Annotated in this window: 26 protein-coding genes and 1 tRNA gene; 16 read left to right on the top strand and 11 right to left on the bottom strand. The window is 59.7% G+C overall.

The annotated features are described in order from the left end of the window. Nucleotides 1-10 precede the first annotated feature (10 nt). Nucleotides 11-181, top strand: a complete 171-nt coding sequence (rpmG, locus tag HHL21_RS09650) for a 50S ribosomal protein L33 (protein ID WP_197422130.1) — start codon at nt 11-13, stop codon at nt 179-181. 221 nt (nt 182-402) lie between these two features. On the opposite strand, the gene HHL21_RS09645 is transcribed toward rpmG, so the two are convergent. The 5 genes from HHL21_RS09645 to HHL21_RS09625 form a co-directional block, all read right to left on the bottom strand. After that, complete coding sequence (locus tag HHL21_RS09645) at nt 403-1,608, bottom strand: DesA family fatty acid desaturase (protein WP_169465120.1); 1,206 nt, start codon at nt 1,606-1,608, stop codon at nt 403-405. A gap of 124 nt (nt 1,609-1,732) precedes the next feature. Next, the gene (locus HHL21_RS09640) at nt 1,733-3,010 is read right to left on the bottom strand and encodes a mechanosensitive ion channel family protein (RefSeq protein ID WP_169465118.1); all 1,278 of its coding nucleotides are present in this window, start codon (nt 3,008-3,010) and stop codon (nt 1,733-1,735) included. An 11-nt stretch (nt 3,011-3,021) separates the two neighbouring features. Beyond that, nucleotides 3,022-4,326: an RsmB/NOP family class I SAM-dependent RNA methyltransferase gene (locus HHL21_RS09635; protein ID WP_169465116.1), complete on the bottom strand. Its 1,305-nt coding sequence runs from the start codon at nt 4,324-4,326 to the stop codon at nt 3,022-3,024. A gap of 13 nt (nt 4,327-4,339) precedes the next feature. Beyond that, nucleotides 4,340-4,957 (bottom strand): phosphoribosylglycinamide formyltransferase, encoded by a 618-nt coding sequence (gene purN, locus HHL21_RS09630; protein WP_169465114.1) that lies wholly within the window; start codon nt 4,955-4,957, stop codon nt 4,340-4,342. A gap of 103 nt (nt 4,958-5,060) precedes the next feature. Continuing rightward, on the bottom strand, nt 5,061-5,459 hold the full coding sequence (locus tag HHL21_RS09625; RefSeq protein WP_169465112.1) for a barstar family protein: 399 nt from the start codon (nt 5,457-5,459) through the stop codon (nt 5,061-5,063). A 371-nt stretch (nt 5,460-5,830) separates the two neighbouring features. Between HHL21_RS09625 and HHL21_RS09620 the strand changes: the two genes are divergently transcribed. From HHL21_RS09620 to HHL21_RS09605, 4 genes are all read left to right on the top strand, one after another. Further along, complete coding sequence (locus HHL21_RS09620) at nt 5,831-6,361, top strand: glycine zipper 2TM domain-containing protein (protein WP_169465110.1); 531 nt, start codon at nt 5,831-5,833, stop codon at nt 6,359-6,361. A gap of 131 nt (nt 6,362-6,492) precedes the next feature. Then, nucleotides 6,493-7,275 (top strand): spermine/spermidine synthase domain-containing protein, encoded by a 783-nt coding sequence (locus tag HHL21_RS09615; protein WP_169465108.1) that lies wholly within the window; start codon nt 6,493-6,495, stop codon nt 7,273-7,275. A 48-nt stretch (nt 7,276-7,323) separates the two neighbouring features. Next, nucleotides 7,324-9,126 carry a type IV pilus assembly ATPase TfpB gene (gene tfpB / locus HHL21_RS09610; RefSeq protein ID WP_169465106.1) on the top strand — a complete coding sequence of 601 codons (1,803 nt, stop codon included), beginning with the start codon at nt 7,324-7,326 and terminating at the stop codon, nt 9,124-9,126. A gap of 66 nt (nt 9,127-9,192) precedes the next feature. Then, nucleotides 9,193-9,268: transfer RNA gene (locus tag HHL21_RS09605), tRNA-Lys, on the top strand. 239 nt (nt 9,269-9,507) lie between these two features. Here HHL21_RS09605 and HHL21_RS09600 read toward each other — a convergent pair. Then, a complete protein-coding gene (locus HHL21_RS09600; RefSeq protein ID WP_169465104.1) occupies nt 9,508-9,783 on the bottom strand; it encodes a hypothetical protein in 276 nt (91 codons plus the stop codon). Here HHL21_RS09600 and relB point away from each other — a divergent pair. The 4 genes from relB (at nt 9,775) to HHL21_RS09585 (ending at nt 12,470) form a co-directional block, all read left to right on the top strand. Further along, entirely contained in the window at nt 9,775-10,299 is a 525-nt protein-coding gene (relB, locus tag HHL21_RS22150) for a type II toxin-antitoxin system RelB family antitoxin (RefSeq protein ID WP_370659692.1), read from the top strand. The genes HHL21_RS09600 and relB overlap by 9 nt on opposite strands. Continuing rightward, nucleotides 10,274-10,549, top strand: coding sequence for a type II toxin-antitoxin system RelE/ParE family toxin (locus HHL21_RS09595; protein ID WP_169465102.1), 276 nt, complete (start codon nt 10,274-10,276; stop codon nt 10,547-10,549). Before relB ends, HHL21_RS09595 begins: the two co-directional genes overlap by 26 nt. A gap of 576 nt (nt 10,550-11,125) precedes the next feature. Next, nucleotides 11,126-11,956, top strand: coding sequence for a type 1 glutamine amidotransferase domain-containing protein (locus HHL21_RS09590; RefSeq protein WP_169465100.1), 831 nt, complete (start codon nt 11,126-11,128; stop codon nt 11,954-11,956). Nucleotides 11,957-11,972: 16 nt separating this feature from the next. Further along, complete coding sequence (locus HHL21_RS09585; RefSeq protein WP_206085697.1) at nt 11,973-12,470, top strand: cupin domain-containing protein; 498 nt, start codon at nt 11,973-11,975, stop codon at nt 12,468-12,470. 347 nt (nt 12,471-12,817) lie between these two features. Here HHL21_RS09585 and HHL21_RS09580 read toward each other — a convergent pair whose 3' ends face one another. After that, nucleotides 12,818-13,546 carry an SDR family NAD(P)-dependent oxidoreductase gene (locus HHL21_RS09580; RefSeq protein WP_169465098.1) on the bottom strand — a complete coding sequence of 243 codons (729 nt, stop codon included), beginning with the start codon at nt 13,544-13,546 and terminating at the stop codon, nt 12,818-12,820. A 565-nt stretch (nt 13,547-14,111) separates the two neighbouring features. On the opposite strand from HHL21_RS09580, the gene HHL21_RS09575 reads away from it, so the two are divergent. Then, nucleotides 14,112-14,819 carry a hypothetical protein gene (locus HHL21_RS09575; protein WP_169465096.1) on the top strand — a complete coding sequence of 236 codons (708 nt, stop codon included), beginning with the start codon at nt 14,112-14,114 and terminating at the stop codon, nt 14,817-14,819. A 68-nt stretch (nt 14,820-14,887) separates the two neighbouring features. Further along, entirely contained in the window at nt 14,888-15,298 is a 411-nt protein-coding gene (locus tag HHL21_RS09570; RefSeq protein WP_169465093.1) for a hypothetical protein, read from the top strand. A 3-nt stretch (nt 15,299-15,301) separates the two neighbouring features. Here the strand turns inward: HHL21_RS09570 and HHL21_RS09565 are convergent, their stop codons facing one another. Next, nucleotides 15,302-15,556, bottom strand: a complete 255-nt coding sequence (locus HHL21_RS09565; RefSeq protein WP_169465091.1) for a DUF2164 domain-containing protein — start codon at nt 15,554-15,556, stop codon at nt 15,302-15,304. A gap of 67 nt (nt 15,557-15,623) precedes the next feature. Continuing rightward, on the bottom strand, nt 15,624-17,954 hold the full coding sequence (locus tag HHL21_RS09560) for a DNA polymerase II (protein WP_169465089.1): 2,331 nt from the start codon (nt 17,952-17,954) through the stop codon (nt 15,624-15,626). 88 nt (nt 17,955-18,042) lie between these two features. Between HHL21_RS09560 and HHL21_RS09555 the strand changes: the two genes are divergently transcribed. Next, nucleotides 18,043-18,753, top strand: coding sequence for a hypothetical protein (locus tag HHL21_RS09555; RefSeq protein WP_169465087.1), 711 nt, complete (start codon nt 18,043-18,045; stop codon nt 18,751-18,753). On the opposite strand, the gene HHL21_RS09550 is transcribed toward HHL21_RS09555, so the two are convergent. Continuing rightward, nucleotides 18,754-19,293: a hypothetical protein gene (locus tag HHL21_RS09550; RefSeq protein ID WP_169465085.1), complete on the bottom strand. Its 540-nt coding sequence runs from the start codon at nt 19,291-19,293 to the stop codon at nt 18,754-18,756. It abuts the gene before it with no gap. Nucleotides 19,294-19,441: 148 nt separating this feature from the next. Between HHL21_RS09550 and HHL21_RS09545 the strand changes: the two genes are divergently transcribed. Next, a complete protein-coding gene (locus HHL21_RS09545; protein WP_169465083.1) occupies nt 19,442-19,831 on the top strand; it encodes a cupin domain-containing protein in 390 nt (129 codons plus the stop codon). 36 nt (nt 19,832-19,867) lie between these two features. After that, complete coding sequence (locus tag HHL21_RS09540) at nt 19,868-20,383, top strand: hypothetical protein (protein WP_169465082.1); 516 nt, start codon at nt 19,868-19,870, stop codon at nt 20,381-20,383. 10 nt (nt 20,384-20,393) lie between these two features. On the opposite strand, the gene ypfJ is transcribed toward HHL21_RS09540, so the two are convergent. Beyond that, nucleotides 20,394-21,269, bottom strand: coding sequence for a KPN_02809 family neutral zinc metallopeptidase (gene ypfJ, locus HHL21_RS09535; RefSeq protein ID WP_169465189.1), 876 nt, complete (start codon nt 21,267-21,269; stop codon nt 20,394-20,396). A gap of 339 nt (nt 21,270-21,608) precedes the next feature. On the opposite strand from ypfJ, the gene HHL21_RS09530 reads away from it, so the two are divergent. Continuing rightward, nucleotides 21,609-22,049 (top strand): hypothetical protein, encoded by a 441-nt coding sequence (locus tag HHL21_RS09530; protein WP_169465080.1) that lies wholly within the window; start codon nt 21,609-21,611, stop codon nt 22,047-22,049. A gap of 92 nt (nt 22,050-22,141) precedes the next feature. Continuing rightward, nucleotides 22,142-22,924 carry a YdcF family protein gene (locus HHL21_RS09525; RefSeq protein WP_169465077.1) on the top strand — a complete coding sequence of 261 codons (783 nt, stop codon included), beginning with the start codon at nt 22,142-22,144 and terminating at the stop codon, nt 22,922-22,924. The last annotated feature ends 8 nt before the right edge of the window (nt 22,925-22,932 follow it).

The following is a 22,932-nucleotide window of genomic DNA, read 5'->3' as shown; positions in this document are numbered from 1 at the left end:
TTAGGGAGCAATCATGGCAAAAACTGGCCGCGACAAAATCAAGCTGGAATCGACTGCAGGCACGGGTCACTTCTACACCACCGACAAGAACAAGCGCACGATGCCTGCAAAAATGGAGATCATGAAGTTCGATCCTAAAGCACGCAAGCACGTGATGTACAAGGAAACCAAGATCAAGTAATACTGATCTGGTACCTGGTTCGCAGAAAGCCGCAAACGCAAGTTTGCGGCTTTTTTGTTTTGCGGCTTGGAACGACCGCCTGCCGCAGGCTGGATAAGGGCGCAGCCCGCAATCCGCCATGACCAGCCGGCGCCGTCATAGACGTGCGAGAACGCCGCGTTCCGCCCAAACGCAAAAACGGCTCCGAGGAGCCGTTTTTCACATAACGTGCAAGCGTCGTATTAAGCGTAGCTACGCAGCCTCAGCGAGAAGTCCTGCAGCGACTTGATGCCCGACGCTTCCGCCCGCGCACACCAATCTTGCAGCTGATGCAGCAGCTGGTCGCGCGTGAAGTGCGAACGTTCCCAGATCGCGCCAAGCTCGACACGCATGTTGTGCATCGTTTCCAGCGCCTTGCTGTGCTGGAACAGCTCACTCAGCTGCTGCTTGTGCGGCGCTTCCAGCTTGCCCGGTTCACGCTGCATCAGCTTGATGCTCGACTTCAGCATGCGCGGCTCGGTCTTGTGCTTCAGGTGCTCAATCTCTTCGCGCCATGCATGTTTGACCGAGTTGGCATACTTGGCCATCACGTCGTAGCGGTTGGCAATCACCGACTGGAGCGTATCGAAGTCGGCCACCAGCTTGCCGTGCTCGAACGCCGGCTTCGGCGCAACCTTCTTTACCTTTGCCAGGCCAACGATCTCCAGCGCACGGATATAACCCCAGCCGATGTCGAACTCGTACCACTTCGACGACAGCTTGGCCGAGGTCGCATACGTGTGGTGGTTGTTGTGCAGTTCCTCGCCGCCGATCAGGATACCGAACGGAATGATGTTGGTCGCCGCATCGGCGCAATCGTAGTTGCGGTAGCCCCAGTAGTGCCCAATGCCGTTGATGATGCCGGCCGCCGTGATCGGGATCCACATCATCTGGATCGCCCAGATCGTCAGGCCGATCACGCCGAACAGCGCAACGTTGATCACCAGCTGCAGTATCACGCCCATCCAGCTGTACTTGGTGTAGACGTTGCGCTCCATCCAGTCGTCCGGCGTGCCGTGGCCATACTTCTGCATGGTCTCGAGGTTTTTCGATTCCGCGCGATACAGTTCAGCGCCTTCGAAGAATACTTTCTTGATGCCGCGGGTTACCGGGCTGTGCGGGTCTTCTTCGGTGTCGCACTTGGCGTGGTGCTTGCGGTGGATCGCCGCCCACTCCTTGGTGACCTGGCCGGTCGTCAGCCACAGCCAGAAGCGGAAGAAGTGACTCGGAATGGCGTGCAGTTCCAGCGCGCGGTGCGCCTGGTGACGGTGAAGGTAGATGGTGACGGCGGCGATCGTGATGTGGGTGACGATCAGGGTGTAGATTACAACTTGCCAACCGGTGAGGCCAACAATCCCGGTCGAGAGAAAATCAAGCACTGCATTTACGATGTTGCTGAACAAATTCATTCCTGCTCCAAAATGGTGGCTTTCCCACCACGCAGCATTTATTTCACAACGTGCAGGGAACCTCCATTTTACGCTGATCTACTGATGCACGGAACGATTGTCACCAATCATTTCAGGTACGTTGTCAGGTCTGGTCAGGAACACTCGCGTTTTTCGGGAAGCTGACGCCTTCCGCTTGCAAGAGCGACCATATCTTCAGATTTGCTTCCGACAACACGCTGCCGCGCGTATCCGGGTCGGCAATCCACATCCCTACTTCAAGCTCGAGTCCGTTAGCGGCGAAACGGTTGAGCATGGCGGCCGGCGCCGGGGCCGCCATCACTCGCGGCAGCGACGCAACGGCCGCTTCCAGCTTCGGCAGCAGGCTATCGAGATTGGTGTCGAAACCAACCGTCATCAAGGTGACCACGCGCGTCTTCTTGTCCGAGAGTGAAGAATTGACCACCGCGCCGGACACCAGCATTTCGTTCGGCACCATCGAGTCGGTTCCGTCCAAACTACGCAACACAGTGTAGCGCGTGTTGATGCGCGCGACCTTGCCGTTGTATTTGTCGACGGTGATCGTGTCGCCAATTGCCAAACTACGTTCCAGCAAGATGACGAATCCGGACACGTAATTGCTGGCGATCTTTTGCAGGCCGAGGCCGAGGCCGACACCCAGGGCGCCGCCGAATACCGACAGCACGGTCAGGTCGATGCCCACCATCGACAGGCTGACCAGCACCGCAACCAGGATCAGCAAGGCGCGGCTCATGCGCGCCATCGCCACGCGCAGCGACGTGTGCAGGCCTTCGACGCGCATCAGCCGCTCTTCGAGCGCGGTGCCTGCCCACAGTGCGAGCATCAGGAAAATGACCACCGAGACCGTAGCCTGAAGGATCGTGGCCAGCGACACCTTGTTGCGCCCCAGCGGCAGTTCGGTACCGTCCAGGAACTTGAATACGTCTGGCCACAGCCCGGTCAGGTATAGCGCGACGGCAAGCCACACCAGCAGCGCGAAGATTTTCTCGAACGTGAGGATGGTGGCGCCGATCGGCCCATGGCGGGCAAACACGCGGCGCAACAGGTAGAAGGCGAGGCGGATCACCGCCAGCGAACCGAACACCGGCAGCGCCACGCGCAGCAGGTGGACATTGTGAAGGAACGGCGCCAGCGCCAGCTTCGCCACAAAGATCAGCGCGACAACCAGCAAAGGCGCAAGCACATGCCCGAAACTGGCCACACCCGCATGCACGACGCCGTTGCGCCCCTCCTCCGCGCTGCCCTTGCCGTAGTTGTTACGGATCTGGCGCGCGAGGAACCAGCCCAGGCCCACGCACGCCGCGATCGTCACAGCCTGCCACAGCAGATGCGGGTCGCGGATATCGGTGAGCAGGTCGTTAAGCAGGTTCGACAGTGGCATCGGCTGCGCGCTTATTCTTCTTCCGCGTCAGCTTCTTCAGTAGCGGCAGGCGCTACCGGCTTGACCATTTTCTTGCGCTCGAGGACCGCTGCGAAGAAACCGTCGGTCTGGTGCTTGTGCGGCAGCAGTTTCAAGTAGTCGCCCATTTCCAGGTCGATCTTTTGCTCGGCCAGCACTTTGCTCATCGGAACCAGCTCGAAGTCGTCGTGCGCGGCCAGGAACTGCTCGACCACCTGGTTGTTTTCCTCATCCAGCAGCGAGCAGGTCGCGTAGACAAGGCGGCCGCCGCCCTTCAGCAGGCGCGCGGCGCCGTCGAGGATGGCGATTTGTTTGTCATGCATTTCGGTCACGGCTTCCGGTTTCTGGCGCCACTTGACGTCAGGGTTACGGCGCAGGGTGCCCAGGCCGGAGCACGGCGCGTCGACCAGCACGCGGTCAACCTTGCCGGCCAGGCGCTTGATCTTGACATCGCGTTCGTGCGCGATCTGGACCGGATGCACGTTCGACAGGCCGCTGCGTGCGAGGCGCGGCTTCAGCTTGGCGAGGCGCTTTTCGGAAACGTCGAATGCATACAGGCGGCCGGTGTTGCGCATCAGCGCGCCCAGCGCCAGCGTCTTGCCGCCGGCACCGGCACAGAAGTCGACCACCATCTCGCCGCGCTTGGCGCCGACGATCTGCGCCAGCACCTGGCTGCCCTCGTCCTGCACTTCAATCGCGCCGGACTTAAACAACGGCAGGTTTTGCAGCGATGGCTTCTTGTGCACGCGCAGGCCGAGCGGCGCGAACGGCATTGGCTCGGCGGTGATCGGCGCCAGCGCCAGTTCGTTCATCACATCGTCGCGCGTTGCCTTGATCGAGTTGACGCGCAGGTCGAGCGGCGCCGGCTGGTTCAGGGCTTCGGCCAGGGTGACGGTTTCTTCTTCGCCATATTGTGCGACGAATTTTTCGTACAGCCAATCGGGCAGGTTCGCGCGCTTTTGCGCCGGCATCAGCGTGCGGTCGATTTCCTTGATCCGCGCGAGGAACTCGGTTTCTTCATCAGACAGTCCGCCCAGCGAATCGGCGCCGACCGCTTCGGCCAGGCCGAGGATCGCGAGGCGGCGCATGCCATTGCCGGAACCGGCGAAATCGGTAAAGAAGGATTTGTTACGCAACACTGCGTACACGCCTTCTGCGATGGCGCCGCGCTCGCGGCCGCCCAGGCGTGGGTGATCCTTGAAGTAGCGCGACAAGGTGGTGTCGGCAGGCGCCGAAAAACGCAGAATCTCGCGCAGTACTTCTTCCGTATTGGCCAGGATCGCTGGTGGCAGTCTCATGTAATTCCTTCGCTTAAATATTTACTGTGTCGGCAATGCGGACGTCGCCGCCGACGATGCTGAGCCGGTCCTCGACAAACAGCCGGATGGCATATGGGTACAGCTTGTGTTCTTCCACCAGCACGCGCGCCGACAGCGTGTCTTCGGTGTCGCCCGGCAGGACCGGGACTTTGGCCTGCGCCACGACCGGGCCGTGGTCAAGCTGCGCGGTCACGAAATGCACCGTCGCGCCATGCTCGGCAACACCGCTATCGATCGCCGCCTGGTGCGTATGCAAGCCAGGGAACAGCGGCAGCAGCGACGGATGGATATTCAGCATCCGGCCTTCGTAATGCTCGACGAACGGCGCGGTCAGGATGCGCATGAAGCCCGCAAGCACGACCAGGTCAGGAGAAAAACTGTCGATCGCTTCCTGCAACGCCGCATCGAACTCTGCGCGGGTGGCGTAATCCTTGTTCGGCACTACGGCGGTGGGAATGCCGTGCGCCTGGGCGAACTCGAGACCCTTGGCGTCGGCTTTGTTGCTGATGACAGCCGCGATGCGCGCAGGCCACTGTTCTGAGCGCGCAGCATGCACGACCGCTTCCATGTTGCTGCCGCGACCGGAAATAAGGATGACAATGTTTTTCATAGCGCGCATTGTACCCCGGCGGACAGGCCGAACCAAGGAAACGGGCTAAAAATGATGCGGCGCAGCAAACAACATGCCGCGCTGGTGAACGGCCCTTGCGGGCTTATTCGAAGGAGTAGAATACCCGGAACGGGACTTTCTTCTCGGCCCAGAAGTCGGCCGCATCGCGGAATACGTCGAGCAGGGTCTCGCGCGCTTCCTTGTCGAACTTCTGCGTGTTCGGCAACTGCTCGATCACGACGAGGAAGCCCGGTTGCGGGCCGGCCTTATGGATGGTGTCGGTCAGCGAGACGCGCAGTGCTTCGAAGTTCTTGCTTGCCGGCTTAGGAAAATGGAAGTTCTCGCCAATGCGCGCGCACACCTGCTGTTTCGTCAGCATGTCGGCGCAGTGAGCGTACAGAAAGTGCTGCCCCAGGCGAGCGGCTTCCTCCTGCAGCTCCGTTACCCGGAACGCACGAATGGACTGCACTAGGTTAGGCGGCACTGATATTAACAAACTCATTTTTCCCTCAAATCGACCTGATGAACGGGGTGTTTTTTCTTTTTCGATGCAAATGCGCTACGCGTTTGCTGGTGCAAACACTTGTCTCCTAGGTTGGTTTCCACGCGCCAATATATCCCTGAATCATATAAGGGTAACGTTTTGTGGTAGTTGAATCAACCCGAATGTGATTAACCGCACCAGATTTGTGAAAATATAGAAAGATTTCCATGCAAAAGCGCCAACTGAGCAGTATCTGCGGCGTCCGGATGAGTTAGCGGTCTGTTACATCTTGTTGCCATGTGGATTAATTCTTCGCCCCGCCCCGTATTACTATTAGTTCTGGAGCAGTACACAATGCAGTCCCACACCGAATTCAGACGAGGTTCCAGATGAACTTGCACACCAAAATGATGATGACCGTACTCGGCGTATGCGCGTTGCCGCTGGCGCAGGCCCAGGTTGCGGAGTTTGAAGATTATGGCAACGTCGTTCGCGTCAAGCCGCGCGTCGAGCAGATCCGCGAGCCGCGCCAGGAATGCCGCACCGAATATGTGCAGGTCCCGGTAGCGCAGCAGCAGCAACGCGGTTCGGGCGGCGCCATCCTCGGCGCGATTGCCGGCGGCTTGCTGGGCAACCAGGTGGGTGGCGGCTCTGGCCGTGCGGCGGCGACCGCTGTCGGCGTCGTTGCCGGCACGATGGTCGGCGACAAGGTACAGAACGATGGCCGTCCGGTGCCGCAAGCCGAGTATCAGGAACAGGCAGTTCGCCAGTGCCGCACGGTTGAAGCGATCGAGTCGCGCACGAATGGCTATGAGGTTACCTACGACTATCGCGGCCGCAGCTATACGACGGTGATGCCGCGCGATCCGGGCAACCGTGTGCGCCTGCGCGTATCGGTCGAGCCCGAGATGAATCAGTAAAAATCCCCCCGCTTTGGTAGCGGTGGAAAAGCGTGGCTGCCGCCGGGGCCGCCCCGCTCTTCCACACCCTACGATTCTAGAGCGCCCCCCTCTCCCCACGCTATAATGCCCCGATCTCCCCAGGCCGCATTATGCTCATCAAACGCAAATCCATCGAACAAGTCGAATCCTCGCGCAAGCCCGCCCGCAAACCAAAGTTTGCCCCAGTCACCCTCTCCGAACAGGACGGCGTCCGCTACCTGCACTTCGGCACCGAATGGGTGCAAGGCGCGATGCGCATCCGCAAGCCGGACTGGCCGGAACTCGAATACGCCCAGCAGATGATGGCCTGGATGCTATTCATCGAACAGCCGCGCAAGATCGTCCAGCTCGGCCTCGGCTCCGCCACCCTCACCAAGTTCTGCTACCGCCAGTTTCCTGAAGCGACAGTCACCGCCGTCGAACTGAACGAATCGGTTGTCACGATCTGCGAGTCGATGTTCAAGCTCCCGGCGAACGATGAACGCCTCGACGTGGTCCAAATGGATGCGTTCGATTTCGTCCACGACGAGGCCAACCATGGCGCCTACGACGTCATCCAGTGCGACCTTTACGACGCCACCGCGCGCGGGCCGGTGCTGGACACGCCCGAGTTCTATCAGGCGTGCAAGGAATGCCTGGCTGACGGCGGCATCATGACAGTCAACCTGTTCGGCGACCATCCGAGCTTCGCCAGGAACATCAAGGCAATGAAGTTCGCCTTCGACGAGGTAATATGCCTGCCAGAAGTGCATGATGGTAATGTGGTCGCGATTTGCTTCAAGCAGCGCCCTGTCCTCGACATCGAGGCCTTGAAGGCGCGCGCGGCGCAGATCGTCGCAACGACCAAGCTGCCGGCTAAATCGTGGGTCAAAGGGATCCAGGCCGCAGAATAACCAGCAGCGCCAGCACGGAGAGACGGCTTGAACGCAGACGTGAAACCAATGACGGCAACAGCAGCGCCGGGCGGCCCGAGGCCGCACCGCTCGCTCGACCTCCAGACGATCTTCTCGTGGCTGCTTACCGACGGCATCGTCGAAAAAGCCAATGTCAAAGCCAGCTTCACGCAGGCCCAGGGCATCCTGAAAAATGCGGTTGGCTCGATGCACCCGCTGTCGGCCATCGCCCAGTGCAAGCTGATCTCAGCCCAGCCGCCCAACCGCCTGCTCACGCTCGACCTGCTGAGCGAATACACTGCCAGTAAAGTCGGCCTGCCCTTCGTGCGCATCGACCCTTTGAGAATCGACTTTACCCGGGTGGCCGATGTGATGTCCGCCAGCTACGCTGCGCGCTTCAACATCCTGCCGCTGGAGCTGACCGCCACCACGCTGACCGTCGCCACCGCCGACCCGTTCGTCACCGAATGGGAAGCGGAGATCTCCAAGATCTCGCGCCGCAAGATCCAGCTGGCACTGGCCAACCCGCTCGACATCTCACAGTACATCTCGCAGTTCTTCAGCCTGGCCAAGTCGATCAAGGACGCCAACAAGACGACCGGCCAGGACCTCGCGCTGCGCAACAACTTCGAGCAACTGGTCGAACTCGGCAAGTCGAACAAGCAAGTCGATGCCAACGACCAGCACATCGTCAACATCGTCGACTGGCTGTGGCAATACGCGTTCGAGCAGCGCGCCTCCGACATCCACCTCGAACCGAAACGCGAACTCGCCGTGATCCGCTTCCGCATCGACGGCGTGCTGCACCAGGTCTACCAGGTGCCGGCGGTCGTGATGATCGCAATGACCGCGCGCATCAAGCTGCTTGGCCGCATGGACGTGATCGAAAAGCGCCGCCCGCAGGACGGGCGTATCAAGACGCGCACCAGTGGTGGCCAGGAAGTCGAGCTGCGCCTGTCGACAATGCCGACCGCGTTCGGCGAGAAGCTGGTGATGCGTATTTTCGATCCGGAGGTGGTGGTCAAGACCCTGCCGGAACTCGGCTTCCCGCTGGACGACGCGCGCCGCTGGGACGACCTGACCACCAGGCCGCACGGCATCATCCTCGTCACCGGGCCGACCGGCTCGGGCAAGACGACCACGCTGTACACCACGCTCAAGGCGCTTGCCACGTCGGAAGTCAATGTCTGCACGGTGGAAGACCCGATCGAGATGGTGGAAGCTTCGTTCAACCAGATGCAGGTACAACCGGGCATCGACCTGTCGTTTGCCGACGGCGTGAAAGCGCTGATGCGGCAGGACCCGGACATCATCATGGTCGGCGAGATCCGCGACCTTGGCACGGCGGAAATGGCGATCCAGGCCGCGCTGACCGGACACCTGGTATTGTCGACGCTGCACACCAACGACGCGCCATCGGCCGTGATGCGCCTGCTGGAACTCGGCGTGCCCTACTACCTGCTCGAGGCGACGCTGATCGGCATCATGGCCCAGCGACTGGTGCGTACCCTGTGCCCCCACTGCAAGGCGCCAGATGGCCATATCAGCGACGACGTATGGGAAAGCATCGGCGGCGCCTGGAAGATTCCAAAGCCGCAAACCGTGTACCGGCCAATCGGCTGCCCGGAGTGCCGGCAAACCGGTTACCGCGGGCGCACCGGCATCTACGAATTACTGACGATCACCGAAGACTTCACCAAGCTGATCGGCGAAGACACCGACCTGCTCGGCCTGCGCAAGCAGAGTGTCGCCGACGGCATGAAACCGCTGCGCATCGCCGGCGCGCACAAGATTATCGAAGGGGTGACGACGGCCGACGAAGTATTGAAGGTGACTGCAGCGCTGACCTGATTTGCATTGTTATGCAACAAGACCCTAGCGCAAACAAAAAAGCCGCGCTATAATCTTGCCTCTTTCGGGTCGTTAGCTCAGCTGGTAGAGCAGCGGACTTTTAATCCGTTGGTCGCAGGTTCGAATCCCGCACGGCCTACCACGAATAACCAAGAAGCCCACGAATTCACGTTCGTGGGCTTTTTGCGTTCTGGTCACTCTCTGGTCGCTTCGAAAAAGGTCCGGTCTGTGCCGGTCCGCATGGCTTGTCGCACAAAAAAAGGGGCACTTCGCCGAGTTTATCAATCGTGCCGAAGGGTCTCCGGTAATCTATCGTACTTTGCGCCCGTTTTTCCCCACCATTGACCTTCGTCAGCGGCGTGGCATCGCCAGTGATTTTAGCTACGCCCCTTTACTCTTCTCCTGCAAAGCACGGAATTTCTGCTCATTGTCCTTGTCCATAATGTTGCGTTCCTGGCGCATTGCGGGCGCGCGGGCCGCATTGACAGCCACGTCACCGAGGCCCCAGCGTATCGACAATGATCCTGCTGCCCGAAGAATACTGAACTTGCGCCAGTTCGCCGCGCAATAGGCCTGACCGACCGCCACCACGACCGGAAATGGACCGGACAGGACCGCACCAGCACGGCCCAAACGGCACGCCACGCGATGAGGCATGCCCAGCCTCATCCATTCGACCGTGAACGCCGCCTACGAGGCCTGAGCCACGGATTTGAACTCCGTGGCTCGGCACCATGGCGCGTTCCAGACGAAATGACAGGTCTCGCGCACCGGCACGACGAAGGGGCGCACTGTGTTATTGACCATGTCATGGCCAAGCTGCGAGAAGCCATCGACGCAAGTCACACACAAGGCCAAGCGTGCACAACTCCATGTTTCCGGGAAATTAATCAATGCTGTATTGACAACCACCAACCATCACGAGGCAAGCGGCCATCATCTGTCAGCCTGCCGTATAATTACCAGACTATGAGTACCGTCCTATCACCGATTGAGTCAGAGTTCGCCACGGTCGCTGAGGCCGAAGAGCACGATCGCTGGTTTCGAGCGAAAGTTCAAGCGTCGCTTGACGACCAGCGCCCGTCGACGCCGCATGACCAGGTAATGGCCACGTTGCGGGATATTATCGAAGCAAAGCGCCGCGCCCATGCTTCCGATCCTGTGGCGCGCTGAAGCGCAAGCAGATCTCGCGGCAACCCTCGAATATATTGCGGAGCGCAACCCGCAATCCGCCCTCGACCTATACGAAGATATCGAGCGTGTGGTGTCACAACTACCACACCATCCGTATCTGTACCGCCTTGGGCGGGTATCCGGCACGCGTGAACTCGTTGCTCACCCCAATTACATTGTCGTGTATCGCGTCAGCGCTATCGCGATCGAAATAGTCTCCATACTGCATTCGCGGCAGCAGTATCCGTGATCTTCAAGGCGAACCACCTTCGGATGAACCCTCGGTTTGCTCTTCGGATGAACCCTCGGTTTGCTTCCTGCACTGCGATGTTCTGGTCGCTCTCTGGTCGGGGCCAGATCCAATAGGATCAAGCTGGATCCATCACGGCCAAGGATCGTCCAAATCTACGGGAACGGCGACATTCACCGATGAATCTGGCGGTTCAAGGAAGTCCCAGACGCGACGGCAACAATGTCAACATGGAAGGCTCTACAATAGCGGCTGCTTCGGGCACTTTTAATCCCTTGGTCGCAGGTTCGAATCCCGCACGGCCTACCACGAATTAGTATCAAGCCCACGAATTTGCGTTCGTGGGCTTTTTGCTGTCTGGTCGATCTCTGGTCGCTTCGGAAAAGGTCCGGTTGCGGCCGGTTCGCATCGACGTCGAGAAATTCTTCTCATTAGCCAACGCAAGTCTTCACGCCACTTGATTACATCACGTAACAAGTAAATTCCATTCATCCCTATTTATCAATGCTCGACTGCCCAATAAGATGGCTACATCAACGCATCCGCGCTGTTCCAATATTGATAAGGGAGTTTGAAATGAAAAAAACCATCATCGCCGGCCTGCTGGCCGCCGCCGCCAACTTCGCTAACGCCGGCACCGTGCTGGTCGTGCTGTCGGATCAGGACCAACTGAACCTGAAAGACGGCAAGATCATGCAAACCGGCTTTTTCATCAACGAATTGATGCAGCCGGTCCAGACCTTTATCCAGGCTGGCCACACGGTGGTGTTCACCACCCCAAGCGGCAAGGCGCCAACCGCGGACCAGAAATCGAATGACGTGAACTACTTCGGCGGCGACGAGAAGGCTCGTCAGGAAAGCCTGGCCCTGCTGGCCTCCCTGAAGCTGACCTCGAAGTCCGGCTCGCCTGCGATCAGCTTCGCGCAAGTCAAGAAAATTGGCTACGACAAATTCGATGGCGTGTTCGTACCGGGCGGCCATGTCCCTATGCAAGACCTGCTGAAGGATAAGCAACTGGGCCAACTGCTGACGAACTTCCACGAGAACGGCAAAGTCACCGGCTTTACCTGCCATGGCACCATCGCCATGGTGTCGGCGATCCCGGATGCGCGTGGCTTCGTGACCGCGCTGGAATCGGGCAAGCAGCCGGCCGCGCCTGCCAACTGGATCTACAAAGGCTACAAAGTGACCGCCTTTACCAATGAGGAAGAAGAGCAGTCCAAGGGCTTCCTGAACGGCGGCCACATGAAACTGTTCCCACAAGACGGCCTGGTGGCAGCCGGCGCCAGCTTCGTCGAAGGCAAGCCATGGAGCGAAAACGTGGTCGAAGACCGCGAAGTGATCTCGGGCCAGAATCCACAGTCGGCCAAGGCTGTCGCTGTGGCTATGCTGAAAAGGCTGAAGTAATCGAAGGAGGCGCCACATGATGCCGACTAGCAAGTTGATTGCACTCGCCACCGCGGCGACGTTCGCCGGCGTGGCCGGCGCCCAAACGGCAAGCAAGGGACAGCCAGGTTTACCGGCGTTCCAGTTTGGCGCCGTCCTGGCTGAAAACATCGAGTGGCAGGCGTTCCCGGCGTTTCCGCCGGAAGCGCGGCTGGCGGTGCTGGTCGGCGATCCAGGCAAGGCCGGGGCCTATGTGGTGCGGGTCAAGCTGCCGGCCGGGGTCAAGCTGATGCCGCATAGCCATCCGGAAGACCGCATTTACACCGTGATCTCCGGCGTGTTCTACATCGGCCTGGGCACCACCTTCGATCCCGACAAGCTGCAAGCCTATGCACCGGGATCAATAATAGTGCTGCCGGCCAACACACCGCACTTTCACTGGGCCAAATCGGGCGACTACATGACCCAGGTCAGCGGCGTCGGCCCGTTGGGCATCAGGTACATCCGTGCCGAGGATGATCCGCGCAATCACTAAGCAGTGCGTGGACAGCAAGCGGGCCGCTCCGGGCAACCGGGCGGGCCGCTTCATTTTTACCAGGCGGATTGCTGTCCCCAACGCAGCGCCAGATAGTTCGGGCCCGCGCCCGCCAGCAGCGGGATGCTGGTCAGGAAAAATACCGATCGCATTCCAGTCGCGCCACCCGGCACGCCGCCAGGAAGCGGCCCAGCACGCGGCCGGCGTGCTGCGAAGACTGCGTATATCTGGCGTTGCCGCAGCGCGGCCAGATTCTGTTGTCGTGCTCGCGCCCATGCAAAATCCCACCCGCAGCCAGATAGGACTGCGGGCGGGAGCAAAACGACGTGCTACTTGCTATTTGTGACTTACCACTTGCCGATGTGCGCGCCGCCGTCGACACGCAGCACTTCACCGGTCACTTGCTTGGCTTCGGTCAGGAAAATCACGGCGTCGGCGATTTCTTCGACGCTGGAAATCGTGCCCATCGGGTGCAGCGACTTCAGGAAGTCCTGTGGAACGCCTTTCAGCAGCGGGGTGTCGACCGAGCCAGGCGCCACTACGTTGACACGGATACCGGCTTCGGCGTATTCAATGGCCAGGCTGCGCGAGATAGCCTCGATGCCGCCCTTGGTAAGCATCGGCACCGATGCGGACAGGGCCTTGTTCGGGCTTTGGGCCAGGGTGCTGCTGACGCTAACGATGCTGCCGCCGCGCTGTTGCGCCAGCATCTGCTTGACCACCAGCTGGCTGATGTACAGATAGCCTTCCAGGTTGGTATGGGCCAGCGCCTTGAAGTCGTCCGCGCTGTAGTCGATGAACGGCTTGGCGATGAAAATGCCGGCGTTGTTGATCAAGGCATCGATGCCGCCGAATTTCTGCACGGCGGTCTCGACTACCTTGGCGGCAGTGGCCGCGTCACCGATGTCGCCGTCAACCAGTGCCAGGCGATCGGATGCAGACAGGGACTCGGATTTGCTGACATTGCGCGAGGTTGCTACCACGTTGTAGCCGCGAGCCAGGAAAGCCTGGACGACACCTGCGCCGATGCCTTGCGAGGCGCCAGTAACGATGATGGTTTTTTGCTGCTGGGTCATAATGAACTCCGTTAAGTTTGTTGGTGAAGTCCGATCGTTTGCTGATCGGGTGAAGCCACTGTACGCCTGACGGTGCGGGGGATAAATACCAGTAAACGATATTCAATAGTTACACCATGTAATTTATAGGGCTGTTTTTTAGACGATTCTGTCGGAATGACAGCTGATTTCGCGGTTGTTTTTGATACGCACAACCTCGAATTGTCTTTTGCAACGCACTTTTAATCCGTTGGTCGCAGGTTTCTCAACTACCTCATCATCCCTATCTGTACCGACCTGAACGCGTAGCAGGCACGCGCGAACTCGTCGCCAACCCTAATTACATCTTCGCGTACCGCGTCACTGTAACTGCGATTGAAATCGTATCCATACTGCATTCGCGTCTGCGATATCCTTAATCTGCAGAGGTTTCAGCCAGGCACCGTGCGAGGGCCAGACCACGATTTGTCCTTTGGGGGTCTAACCCCGATTGAGCCGCAACCGAATCCAAAAAAAATTGACATCCCACAACTTGCCGCCGAGCCGACTCCGTATGCTTCTCTTTTTGATCTGAAGGAGAGCTACCATGCAAGTCGCGAGCAAACCAGCAGACCGCACCGCCTTTGAAAACATGATCGACTCGATCGAAGCACAGGCAGCGAACAGAGGTGCACATCTCACCATAGATTCCTCAGCCCGCCTCACCTACACTCGGGAAATCAAACGAATGGCGGATAAACTTCGCGATCAGGCGACGCGCAACCGGATAACCTGGGCGCAAGCGGCGCAGCAGGCACAAGAGACCCGCAATCTGGTCATGGATGTTGTCAGAGGGCGCAGCACGCCCGTCGGCCGAGCAATGGCACAACGGTTGAAGACAAACGGTACAACGCTCAACGAAATCATTGCAAAGAAAACTACGCGAGCTCACGGTAAAGCGGCCTCATTTCCTATGCTTTCCGTTTCACAGAAAAACGCAATCTACGCTTCCGTTGTATCCTCCGCAGCCAAATCAAACGTGGCCGTCACGAATGCCATGTCGCGGATCTCGTTCGTCGGAAGATGTGTGCTCGGTCTCTCGCTCGCGCTTTCTGTGTACGACATTGTCACCTCTGAAGACAAGGTGGCGGCGACGCGAAGGGAAATAATGACAACCGGGGCCGGTATCGCAGGCGGAATAGCAGGCGGCGCCATGGCAGGCCTAGCATGCGGGCCGGGTGCCCCAGTCTGCGTTACAGTTGGCGCATTCGCCGGCGGGGCCCTGGCTGCCTTCGGAATCACGTCATTCTGGTAAAGCCGATGAAATTAATATCGCCCTCGGAATTCTCACTAAAGGTGGCCCGGCCATTTACGGATCGGACTATGCCTCAAAGTGAGATCCTCATTCATGGCGAACCGATGGGGAAGTTGATTGCTGGTGCAATTCTTGAGGCCACGGTCAGATGGGGCGAGTGCTATCTGGCGTTTGTTACGGACGACATTCCGAACGAAGAGACGTTGCGAATCTACCTCCTTGACTCGCGCCTGAATCTGATCGACTCGGCGACGCTCGGCGCGATGTACTCGACTGGTTCATTCGATCACCTCGAACTGGCGCCGCCCAGCATGCTCCATTTCGCGTTCTTTGGCGACACCACTTGGACGCTCGAGCTACTTAACAGGGACGAGCTTGCGCTTCCGTTTATCGCAGACCCGAAAGGTGTAAGCCGCCCGTTTGCATTTCATCGACGCTTCAGGATTTATGGTCGACCGAAATCCGAAACGAGGTCGTAAATATCACCGCTTCTTTTGCCAGTACGCGAATTCCGTCTCATAGCAATTGGTCTCCAGCTCCGTGACCTTTTCCAGCATGACCTTTTGCGCATCCTGCACCGCCTGGTTGTAAATCGACGGTCCAATTTCACGCAGGCAGAAATCAAGCAGCATCTGCGCTTTCAGGTTGCCGATTTCTTCGTCGAAGTTGTCGGAGCAGTAGCGCTGCAGCGACGTGAGCAAGCGTTCTTCAGTGTCTTTACTTAGCTTGATGGCCATGGATATTCCGGAAGCCTGTGAGCCCGCAGAATACCATCGCGGCCGTCTTCAAAAGTAGACGACGCCTTCAAAACAAGCTTTTCTGGCGGCTGGTCAGCGTCGAGAAATCATCCTCGACAAATGGCAGGATGGCGTCAGCCACGGGCTGCAACTGGCGCGTCAGGTAGTGGTCGTAATCGATCGCAGAGCGCCGCACCTCCAGCGGTTCCGGGCCCGCCAGCGTAATCACGTACCGGATCCAGCCGCCGTTCTGGTACTGCAGCGGCCGCCCCTGTTCCCGGTTGTATTCGTCAGCGATACGCGCCGCGCGCACATGCGGCGGCACGTTGCGCTGGTAGTCCCCGAGCGGCCGCCGCAAGCGCTTGCGATACACCAGCATCTCGTCCAGTTCGCCGCTCGCCGTGCGGTTCGCATAGTCGCGCACATAGTCCTGATAAGGCTCGCCTTTGAATATCTTGAAATACAGCGCCTGCTGGAACTGCTGCGCAAGCGGCGTCCAGTCGCTGCGGACGGTTTCCAGTCCCTTGTAAATCATCTCCTCGCTGCCGTCGGCGCGAAGGATCAGCCCCGCATAACGCTTCTTGCTGCCTTCGTCCGATCCGCGGATGGTCGGCATCAGGAATCGCCGGTAATGCGTTTCGTATTGCAGTTCGAGCGCGCTTTCAAGACCGAATGCTTCGTTCAGGTGTTCGACCAGCCATTGGTTCACATGACGCACAAGCTCGCGGCCAATAACGCCAGCTTGCTCATCGGAATGCGCGTGCTTGAGCGAGACGAAGGTCGAATCGGTGTCGCCGTAAATGACCTGGTAGCCTTTATCTTCGATCAGCTTGCGGGTCAGGTGCATGATCTCCTGCCCGCGCAAGGTGATCGACGACGCAAGGCGCGGGTCGAAGAAGCGGCAGCCACTCGATCCGAGCACGCCATAAAATGCGTTCATGATGATTTTCAGCGCCTGCGACAGCGGCTTGTTCTTGTCGCGCTTGGCCTGGTCGCGTCCATCCCAGATCCGTTTTACGATCGCGGGCAGGCAGTGTTTGGTGCGCGAAAAGCGCGCGCCGAGAAAGCCCTCTACCGAGTCCTCTTCATCGGCGCGCATCCCCTCCACCAGTCCGGCCGGGTCAATCAGGAAGGTGCGGATAATCGAGGGATACAGGCTTTTATAATCGAGTACGAGCACCGAGTCGTACAGCCCGGATTTCGAATCCATGACATAACCGCCCGGGCTATTTTCACCGGCGATGTCCCCGAGGTTGGGCGCGACGTAACCCTGCCTGTGCATCATCGGCATGTAAAGGTGCTCGAACGCCGCCACCGAGCCGCCGCTGCGGTCTACAGCCAGTCCGGTCACGCTGGCCCGTTCAAGCAGGAAGATCAGAAGCTCGGTTTTCTCGAAAATGCGCGTAACGAGTTCGCAGTCCTTCAGGTTGTACTTCGCCAGCGCTGGTTTGTCCTCGGCAAATCGACGGTCGATTTCCGCCATTCGCTGATAAGGATTGTCGATGGACTTGCCTTCGCCCAGCAGCGTTTGCGACACGTGCTCAAGGCTGAATGACGAAAAACTCCAGGTGGCGGATTTTAGCGCTTCGATACCGTCGACAATCAGGCGCCCGGCCGCCGCGGCGAAGAAATGCTGCTGCTTGCCGTGCTCGCGCCATTCCATTTCGCTGCCGTCGCGCCCCAATCGCAGCGGCACCTTGTTCCGTTCGGCGTGGCGGTGAAGAACGCGAAGGTCGAACTGCACGAGGTTCCAACCGATGATGACATCCGGATCGTGTAATTCAAACCAGCGGTTAAGCTTCTCCAGCATCGCGGCATGGCTGTCGCAGTATTCAAGGTCGAAGTCGAGTTCTTCGTCGCCGCCATTCGGTGGGCCGAGCATGTAGACCTGGCGCTGGCCGCAGCCCTCAAGCGCGATCGAATAGAGCTCACCATGCATGGTGGTTTCGATATCCAGCGACGCGAGGGTCAGCTTCGGCCGGTATCCCGGGGCGGGTTTGAGCGTGTGCTCGCTGAAGCAGACGGGCGCGGTGATAAAGCGCTCCATCAGGTAGCGTTCCGGCGGCCTTACATCGGATTCGTAGACGTCGATGCCATATTCGCGCAGGCGCTTTGCCAGCTTTAACAACTGGCGGTACTGCGCGCAGTACAAGCCCACCACGGGACGGTGATGAAAGTCGCTGAGGGAAAGCGGCCGCAATTCATACGATTTCTCGTCGCGCAAGACCAGTTCGGCCTGTTCGCGCTGTTCAGCCGGAATGAACGCCACCGACGGATGCGGCGCAAGCCGGACCCGGCGCGGTCCGTTGTCGGTCGCGAGCCAAAAATCGACCTCGGTGCCAGCCGCGGTATCGCGCCAGTGCCGGGTCAAGAGAAATCCCTGCTGTAATTGGTCCAACGTCCTGCCTTAATCGATTAGGTGGCAACGTTATAGCGCCATGCCTCATACTGCGCACAATGTTACCTTCGTAAGCTGGAAAAGAACAATGACGACGACCGACCTTCCCTTCCGCGCAAGCACCGCACAAGCGTGCGACTGGCTGGAGCAGCAGACCGCTTCGGCCTGGACCCTGGCCCGCCTGATCGAAAATGGCCTCACTCCATACGTCTGGCTCGATTATGACGCCGCATATCCGGAACTGTTCGGTGACGCCAATGGCGGGTACGCAGCGCCGATTTTCTTCGAAGGCGACACCCAGCGGCTTGCAGCCGGTAGCGAAGATGTACTGATCACGATGACCAAGGACGCCTACAAAATCGTCGCCACGCTTCCGCCGCCCGGATTCAGGCGGTCGCTCGACGAAGTGCGATTCCTGAAAAAGGATATTGAGCGCCTCGCCAGTCAGATCAAGCGCGACGCCGAGCCGAAGCCAGTAAAGGCAGCGACGGCGCAGGAGTCGCGCAGCGGCATCAACGCCGAACAGGTGCTCACCGCTTTCGGCAAGCTGGTGAGGATCGATCTTGCGCAGGCGCTGGCCGGAGGCGGCGGAATATTCGGCGATGAAGGCGCGCGGGTGAAGGGCAGCGCCAAAAAATCGAAAAAGAACGCCATCTGGAATCCGGTCACGCTGGCGCTTGGCCTGAACGATGTCTATCGCGTTCCGCTATCCCATCTGGGAAAAGCGTTCAAGGCGCACGATTTTCTCGACGAGTGGGATGCGGAATGGACGCATACGCTCGCGCTGTTGGGAAAATAATCAGTCGGGCGCGTCCAGCAGGAAAATCGCCCAGGCTTTCGCCGGCGTTTTTTCGGTTGGTTTTTCTACCTGCACTTGCGCGCAGTCTTCCGCCGCCAGGCTGCGCCAGTTCGGAATGCCGGCATTCGAAAATGCCGCCGTCGCTTTCGATCCGAGGCTGAGATCCAGCGCCAGCCGCGCATTGCGTGGTTCTGTCTTCGAATAATTCACCCCGCGCAGCTCGAAACCATACGCGGCCAGCCACGACTCCCACGAGCCCGATTCCACACCGGCCACGATACGTCCCAGGATGTCCTCGAGCGACAGGCCTTTCTTGACTACCGGGCGCAGAACGGCGAGCGACGGCGCGTAGCGCGGGTCGGCGCCGTCCTTGCCGGCGCCGCGTTCGGAGATCGCTTTCAACTCCTTGGAGAACGCCGCATCGCGTTCGGTGTAGTCGCGCATGCGCGAGAAAAACCCGGTGTCGAGGAATGGATTCTCTGGCCGTCCCGCTGGCGCATCGGCGGTTTTTTTGGCGGGGGCTTTTTTATTGTTGGTCATGGAGTGAGGCCTGAAGGTGAAGGCCGTAGTTTAGCACCTCGCCCAAGCCGGGACGCCGCGTTCACCAGAGCGGTCACAGGCGACTCGATGAGCTTTTTTGAATTATGATAAAACAGTCCACACTTTTACCGTTCCAGGGAGAGCAAGCATGTCAGGCTACAGCATCAACATCGAAGAAAAGACGCTCGCGAGCGATAACTTCCGCGAGGTCCTGTATACCACCAAGCGCAGCCAGCTGGTCATCATGACCCTGCAAGCGGGCGAGGAAATCGGCATGGAGCACCACACTGGCCATGACCAGTTCATCCGCGTGGAAGAGGGAGAAGGCGTTGCCATTCTCGACGGCGAACGGCACCAACTGACGGATGGGGTCGCGGTCGTTATCCCGGCAGGCACCGAGCACAATGTCATCAATACGTCGACAACCGCAGCGCTGCGCCTGTACACCCTCTACACGCCGCCTGAGCATCCGGACGGCATCGTCCACAAGACCAAGGCGGAAGCCGACGAGTACGAGAAACACCATCACGAGGAATGATGTTGCGGGACCGGGTCCGACAATCAAAAGGATAACGTGAAGATCATCCAGAAGCTTTTCTCGTTCGGCTACATGCTGGTCGTTGCGCTGTTCTTTCTCTGCGCCGTCGCCCTGATCGCGCTGGCGGCCAGCGAGATGTGGGAGGCCTTGCAGCCGGCCTCGGACATGCCGGTGCAGGCGCGCTTCAACCTGATCCTTGAATGCATCGGCCTGCTGACCATCGCGGTGGCCGCAATGGAACTTGGACAGACGGTGCTGGAGGAGGAAGTCCAGCGTTCGGCCAACATCAGTGCGCCGACGCGCGTGCGCCGTTTCCTGTCGCGCTTCCTGATCGTGGTCGTGGTGTCGCTGTCGATCGAATGCCTGATCGCCGTGTTCCAGTTCGTCCACGGCAAGCCCGAACTGCTGCCGCACGCCGCCTCGATTGGCGTGGCGGCGGCCGTGATCCTGGCGGCATGGGGCGCCTTCGTCCGCATGAACGTCGATGCGGAGCAACTAGAGCCGCAGGCGATGCAGGCGGCCCAAGCCGAGGACAAGACTGTCGAAACCTAGCCGTCAGGGCTTATAGCTGCCTTGCCGCGAACGTGTCGCAGTCCGCGACCTGGCCGCTCTCGATGCCTTTCTTGAACCAGCGCGCGCGCTGCTCCGAGGTGCCGTGCGTAAACGAATCCGGCACCACCTGCCCTTGCGAGCGGCGCTGCATGGCGTCATCGCCGATCGCGCTGGCCGCGTGCAATGCGGCTTCGACGTCACCCTGTTCCAGGATGCCGCGCGAACGGTTGGCGTGATGGGCCCACAAGCCGGCGTAGCAATCGGCTTGCAGTTCCATGCGCACCGACAGCTGGTTTGCCTGCGCTTGCGACATGCGCTGCTGCGCGGCGCGCACCTTGTCCGCGGTGCCGGTCAGGGTTTGCACATGGTGGCCGACCTCATGCGCAATCACATACGCCTGCGCAAACTCGCTCGATACCTGGAAACGTTCCTGCATCAGTTCGTAGAAGCTGAGGTCGATGTAGACCTGCTGGTCACCTGGGCAATAGAACGGCCCGCTGGCGCTCTGGCCGGTGCCGCACGCCGTCGGCGTCGCACCCGAGAACAGGATCAGCTTGGGCTTGACGTAGGTTCCGCCCTGCGCGCGAAACAGCTCGGTCCACGTATCTTCGGTATCGGCCAGCACGGTCGATACCATCATCGCCTTGCGGTCCGATGCGGGCGGCGCTGTAGCCGGCCCTTGCTGCACCGGCGCGACCTGGCCCGAACCTCCGCTCAGCATGTCCAGCATCGTCAGCGGATTGACGCCGAATACTGCCGAGCCAATCAGCGCCAGCACGATGGTGCCGATACCGATCGACTTGCCGCCGAATCCGAACCGTCCCCCGCCGCCGCTGCCGCGCCGGTCTTCGACGTTGTCACTCTGGCGGTTGCCTTCCCATTTCATCATGTTCTCCGACGTTGTTTTGCAAATTCGATAAGAGACTTTACGCCGAACGGGAAAAAGTTGGCGCATCGCAGGCGGCCTTGGCGCAACGACCGGGATGCTCTTTCAGGGCCGGCATCATCTGCTTTGATCAGTCGACCGCAATCTCATTCGACGGCGTACAAATTCCGACCTATAGTGCTATTAGACGGGAGCGTCTGAAAACCTTCCGCCTGGCGAGCACCCTCATTTTTACAACATTTATCGAACCTGCGCCTGACGGCTGCCATGTTCAGACATTCCGCTCGCCGAGTGCCTCAGCGACGACAGCCCGACCGGCAACGGTTCCGGAGGTACGTCATGAAATCTCTACTATTCGCCACAGCCCTCGCTGTCCTGGCCCTGCCAGCCGCAGCGCAGACACCGTCTGACCTTGGACGGGTCACCATCACGGGTGAGGCTCCCAAAACAATTGAACTACCGGCCAAATACAGCAGGGTCTGGGCCGGAGAATTTGACAGCTTACAAGGCACGTACGACCTGTCGAACGGCGATTCGATGGCCATGATGAAAAGAATTAACCGCAAGTTCATCCAGATCGGCGACGGCTCGCGGACTGAAGTCGTTGCGGTGGGGGACTACGATTTTGTGTCGCTGGACCAGAGGTATCGCGTGGTCCTGTCGGAACCGGTGAACGGTGAGGTTACCGGCTATTTGTTGATGGACACCCGGCCCGCCGGCTCGCGTGACGTGGCGCAAAGCGGCATCGAGGTGCGGAGCTTCCGTTTCGCCATGAACTGAACCGACCCGGGACCGACCACGGTCCCGGGTTTTTTTTCGCCCCCGTTCGATTGATTTTGTTGGAGAACAACGTTGCCATTTAAAATGGCAACATGAATACAGACCTGCTCGTCTCCACGCTGACCCATGTTGTCCTGCTGCCGCCCGTGTGCCTGCTGCTTGGCGCCGCGGCCGGCTTGCTGATCGGCCGTCGCAGGCGGCGCGCCGGGCGCGTGCTTACCGGCGTTTCCCTTGCCTTGCTGCTGGTGCTGTTCACCAATGCCGGCGCGCGCCTGCTGATGCATCCGCTGGAACGCATGACGCAGCCACTCGACCCGGCCAGGATTGAAGGCGCCGGCGCCATCGTCGTGCTGGCCGCCGGCCGGCTCGAGCATGCCCCCGAATACGGCGGCAAGGATATCCCCGACCTGACTGCGTTGGCCCGGCTGCGCTATGGCGCGCACCTGCAGCACCGGACCGGCCTGCCCCTGCTGGTCACCGGCGGCCAGGGCTCGGCGGACGGAACACATGAACCGAAAGCGCGCACCATGGCGCGCGCACTGCGCGAAGACTTCCGCACGCCGGTTGAGTGGGTCGAGGACGCCTCGTCGACGACCGCGGAAAATGCCGCCTTCTCGGCGCGCATGCTCAACGCCAGGGGGGTGCGGCGCATCCTGCTGGTCACCAATGCGATGCACATGGCGCGCGCCGAACGCGTGTTTGCACGCAGCGGCCTGCAAGTCATTCCGGCGCCAACGATGTTTTACGGCGCAGGACCATTGATGGCGCTCGATTTCGTCCCGAGCGCATCGGCCTTACAGAAATCCTATTACGCAAGCTACGAGCTGGCCGGCCTCGCATGGTACCGCCTGCGCGAAGCGATCGGCAGCAACTAAGAAGACCC

The sequence above is a fragment of the Massilia polaris genome, from assembly GCF_012927275.1.
In the GTDB taxonomy this organism is placed as follows: Bacteria; Pseudomonadota; Gammaproteobacteria; order Burkholderiales; family Burkholderiaceae_D; genus Telluria_A; species Telluria_A polaris.
The sequence above is the reverse complement of the archived record's forward strand: the minus strand, read 5'-3'. Positions and strand labels throughout refer to the sequence as shown.

What these genes read in the sequence shown, in the direction of transcription:
- HHL21_RS09645 (WP_169465120.1), bottom strand. Translation starts at nt 1,608, where the DNA reads ATGAATTTGTTCAGCAACATCGTAAATGCAGTGCTTGATTTTCTCTCG.
- HHL21_RS09640 (WP_169465118.1), bottom strand. Translation starts at nt 3,010, where the DNA reads ATGCCACTGTCGAACCTGCTTAACGACCTGCTCACCGATATCCGCGAC.
- HHL21_RS09635 (WP_169465116.1), bottom strand. Translation starts at nt 4,326, where the DNA reads ATGAGACTGCCACCAGCGATCCTGGCCAATACGGAAGAAGTACTGCGC.
- purN (WP_169465114.1), bottom strand. Translation starts at nt 4,957, where the DNA reads ATGAAAAACATTGTCATCCTTATTTCCGGTCGCGGCAGCAACATGGAA.
- HHL21_RS09625 (WP_169465112.1), bottom strand. Translation starts at nt 5,459, where the DNA reads ATGAGTTTGTTAATATCAGTGCCGCCTAACCTAGTGCAGTCCATTCGT.
- HHL21_RS09620 (WP_169465110.1), top strand. Translation starts at nt 5,831, where the DNA reads ATGAACTTGCACACCAAAATGATGATGACCGTACTCGGCGTATGCGCG.
- HHL21_RS09615 (WP_169465108.1), top strand. Translation starts at nt 6,493, where the DNA reads ATGCTCATCAAACGCAAATCCATCGAACAAGTCGAATCCTCGCGCAAG.
- tfpB (WP_169465106.1), top strand. Translation starts at nt 7,324, where the DNA reads ATGACGGCAACAGCAGCGCCGGGCGGCCCGAGGCCGCACCGCTCGCTC.
- relB (WP_370659692.1), top strand. Translation starts at nt 9,775, where the DNA reads ATGAGGCATGCCCAGCCTCATCCATTCGACCGTGAACGCCGCCTACGA.
- HHL21_RS09600 (WP_169465104.1), bottom strand. Translation starts at nt 9,783, where the DNA reads ATGCCTCATCGCGTGGCGTGCCGTTTGGGCCGTGCTGGTGCGGTCCTG.
- HHL21_RS09595 (WP_169465102.1), top strand. Translation starts at nt 10,274, where the DNA reads ATGCTTCCGATCCTGTGGCGCGCTGAAGCGCAAGCAGATCTCGCGGCA.
- HHL21_RS09590 (WP_169465100.1), top strand. Translation starts at nt 11,126, where the DNA reads ATGAAAAAAACCATCATCGCCGGCCTGCTGGCCGCCGCCGCCAACTTC.
- HHL21_RS09585 (WP_206085697.1), top strand. Translation starts at nt 11,973, where the DNA reads ATGATGCCGACTAGCAAGTTGATTGCACTCGCCACCGCGGCGACGTTC.
- HHL21_RS09580 (WP_169465098.1), bottom strand. Translation starts at nt 13,546, where the DNA reads ATGACCCAGCAGCAAAAAACCATCATCGTTACTGGCGCCTCGCAAGGC.
- HHL21_RS09575 (WP_169465096.1), top strand. Translation starts at nt 14,112, where the DNA reads ATGCAAGTCGCGAGCAAACCAGCAGACCGCACCGCCTTTGAAAACATG.
- HHL21_RS09570 (WP_169465093.1), top strand. Translation starts at nt 14,888, where the DNA reads ATGCCTCAAAGTGAGATCCTCATTCATGGCGAACCGATGGGGAAGTTG.
- HHL21_RS09565 (WP_169465091.1), bottom strand. Translation starts at nt 15,556, where the DNA reads ATGGCCATCAAGCTAAGTAAAGACACTGAAGAACGCTTGCTCACGTCG.
- HHL21_RS09555 (WP_169465087.1), top strand. Translation starts at nt 18,043, where the DNA reads ATGACGACGACCGACCTTCCCTTCCGCGCAAGCACCGCACAAGCGTGC.
- HHL21_RS09550 (WP_169465085.1), bottom strand. Translation starts at nt 19,293, where the DNA reads ATGACCAACAATAAAAAAGCCCCCGCCAAAAAAACCGCCGATGCGCCA.
- HHL21_RS09545 (WP_169465083.1), top strand. Translation starts at nt 19,442, where the DNA reads ATGTCAGGCTACAGCATCAACATCGAAGAAAAGACGCTCGCGAGCGAT.
- ypfJ (WP_169465189.1), bottom strand. Translation starts at nt 21,269, where the DNA reads ATGAAATGGGAAGGCAACCGCCAGAGTGACAACGTCGAAGACCGGCGC.
- HHL21_RS09530 (WP_169465080.1), top strand. Translation starts at nt 21,609, where the DNA reads ATGAAATCTCTACTATTCGCCACAGCCCTCGCTGTCCTGGCCCTGCCA.
- HHL21_RS09525 (WP_169465077.1), top strand. Translation starts at nt 22,142, where the DNA reads ATGAATACAGACCTGCTCGTCTCCACGCTGACCCATGTTGTCCTGCTG.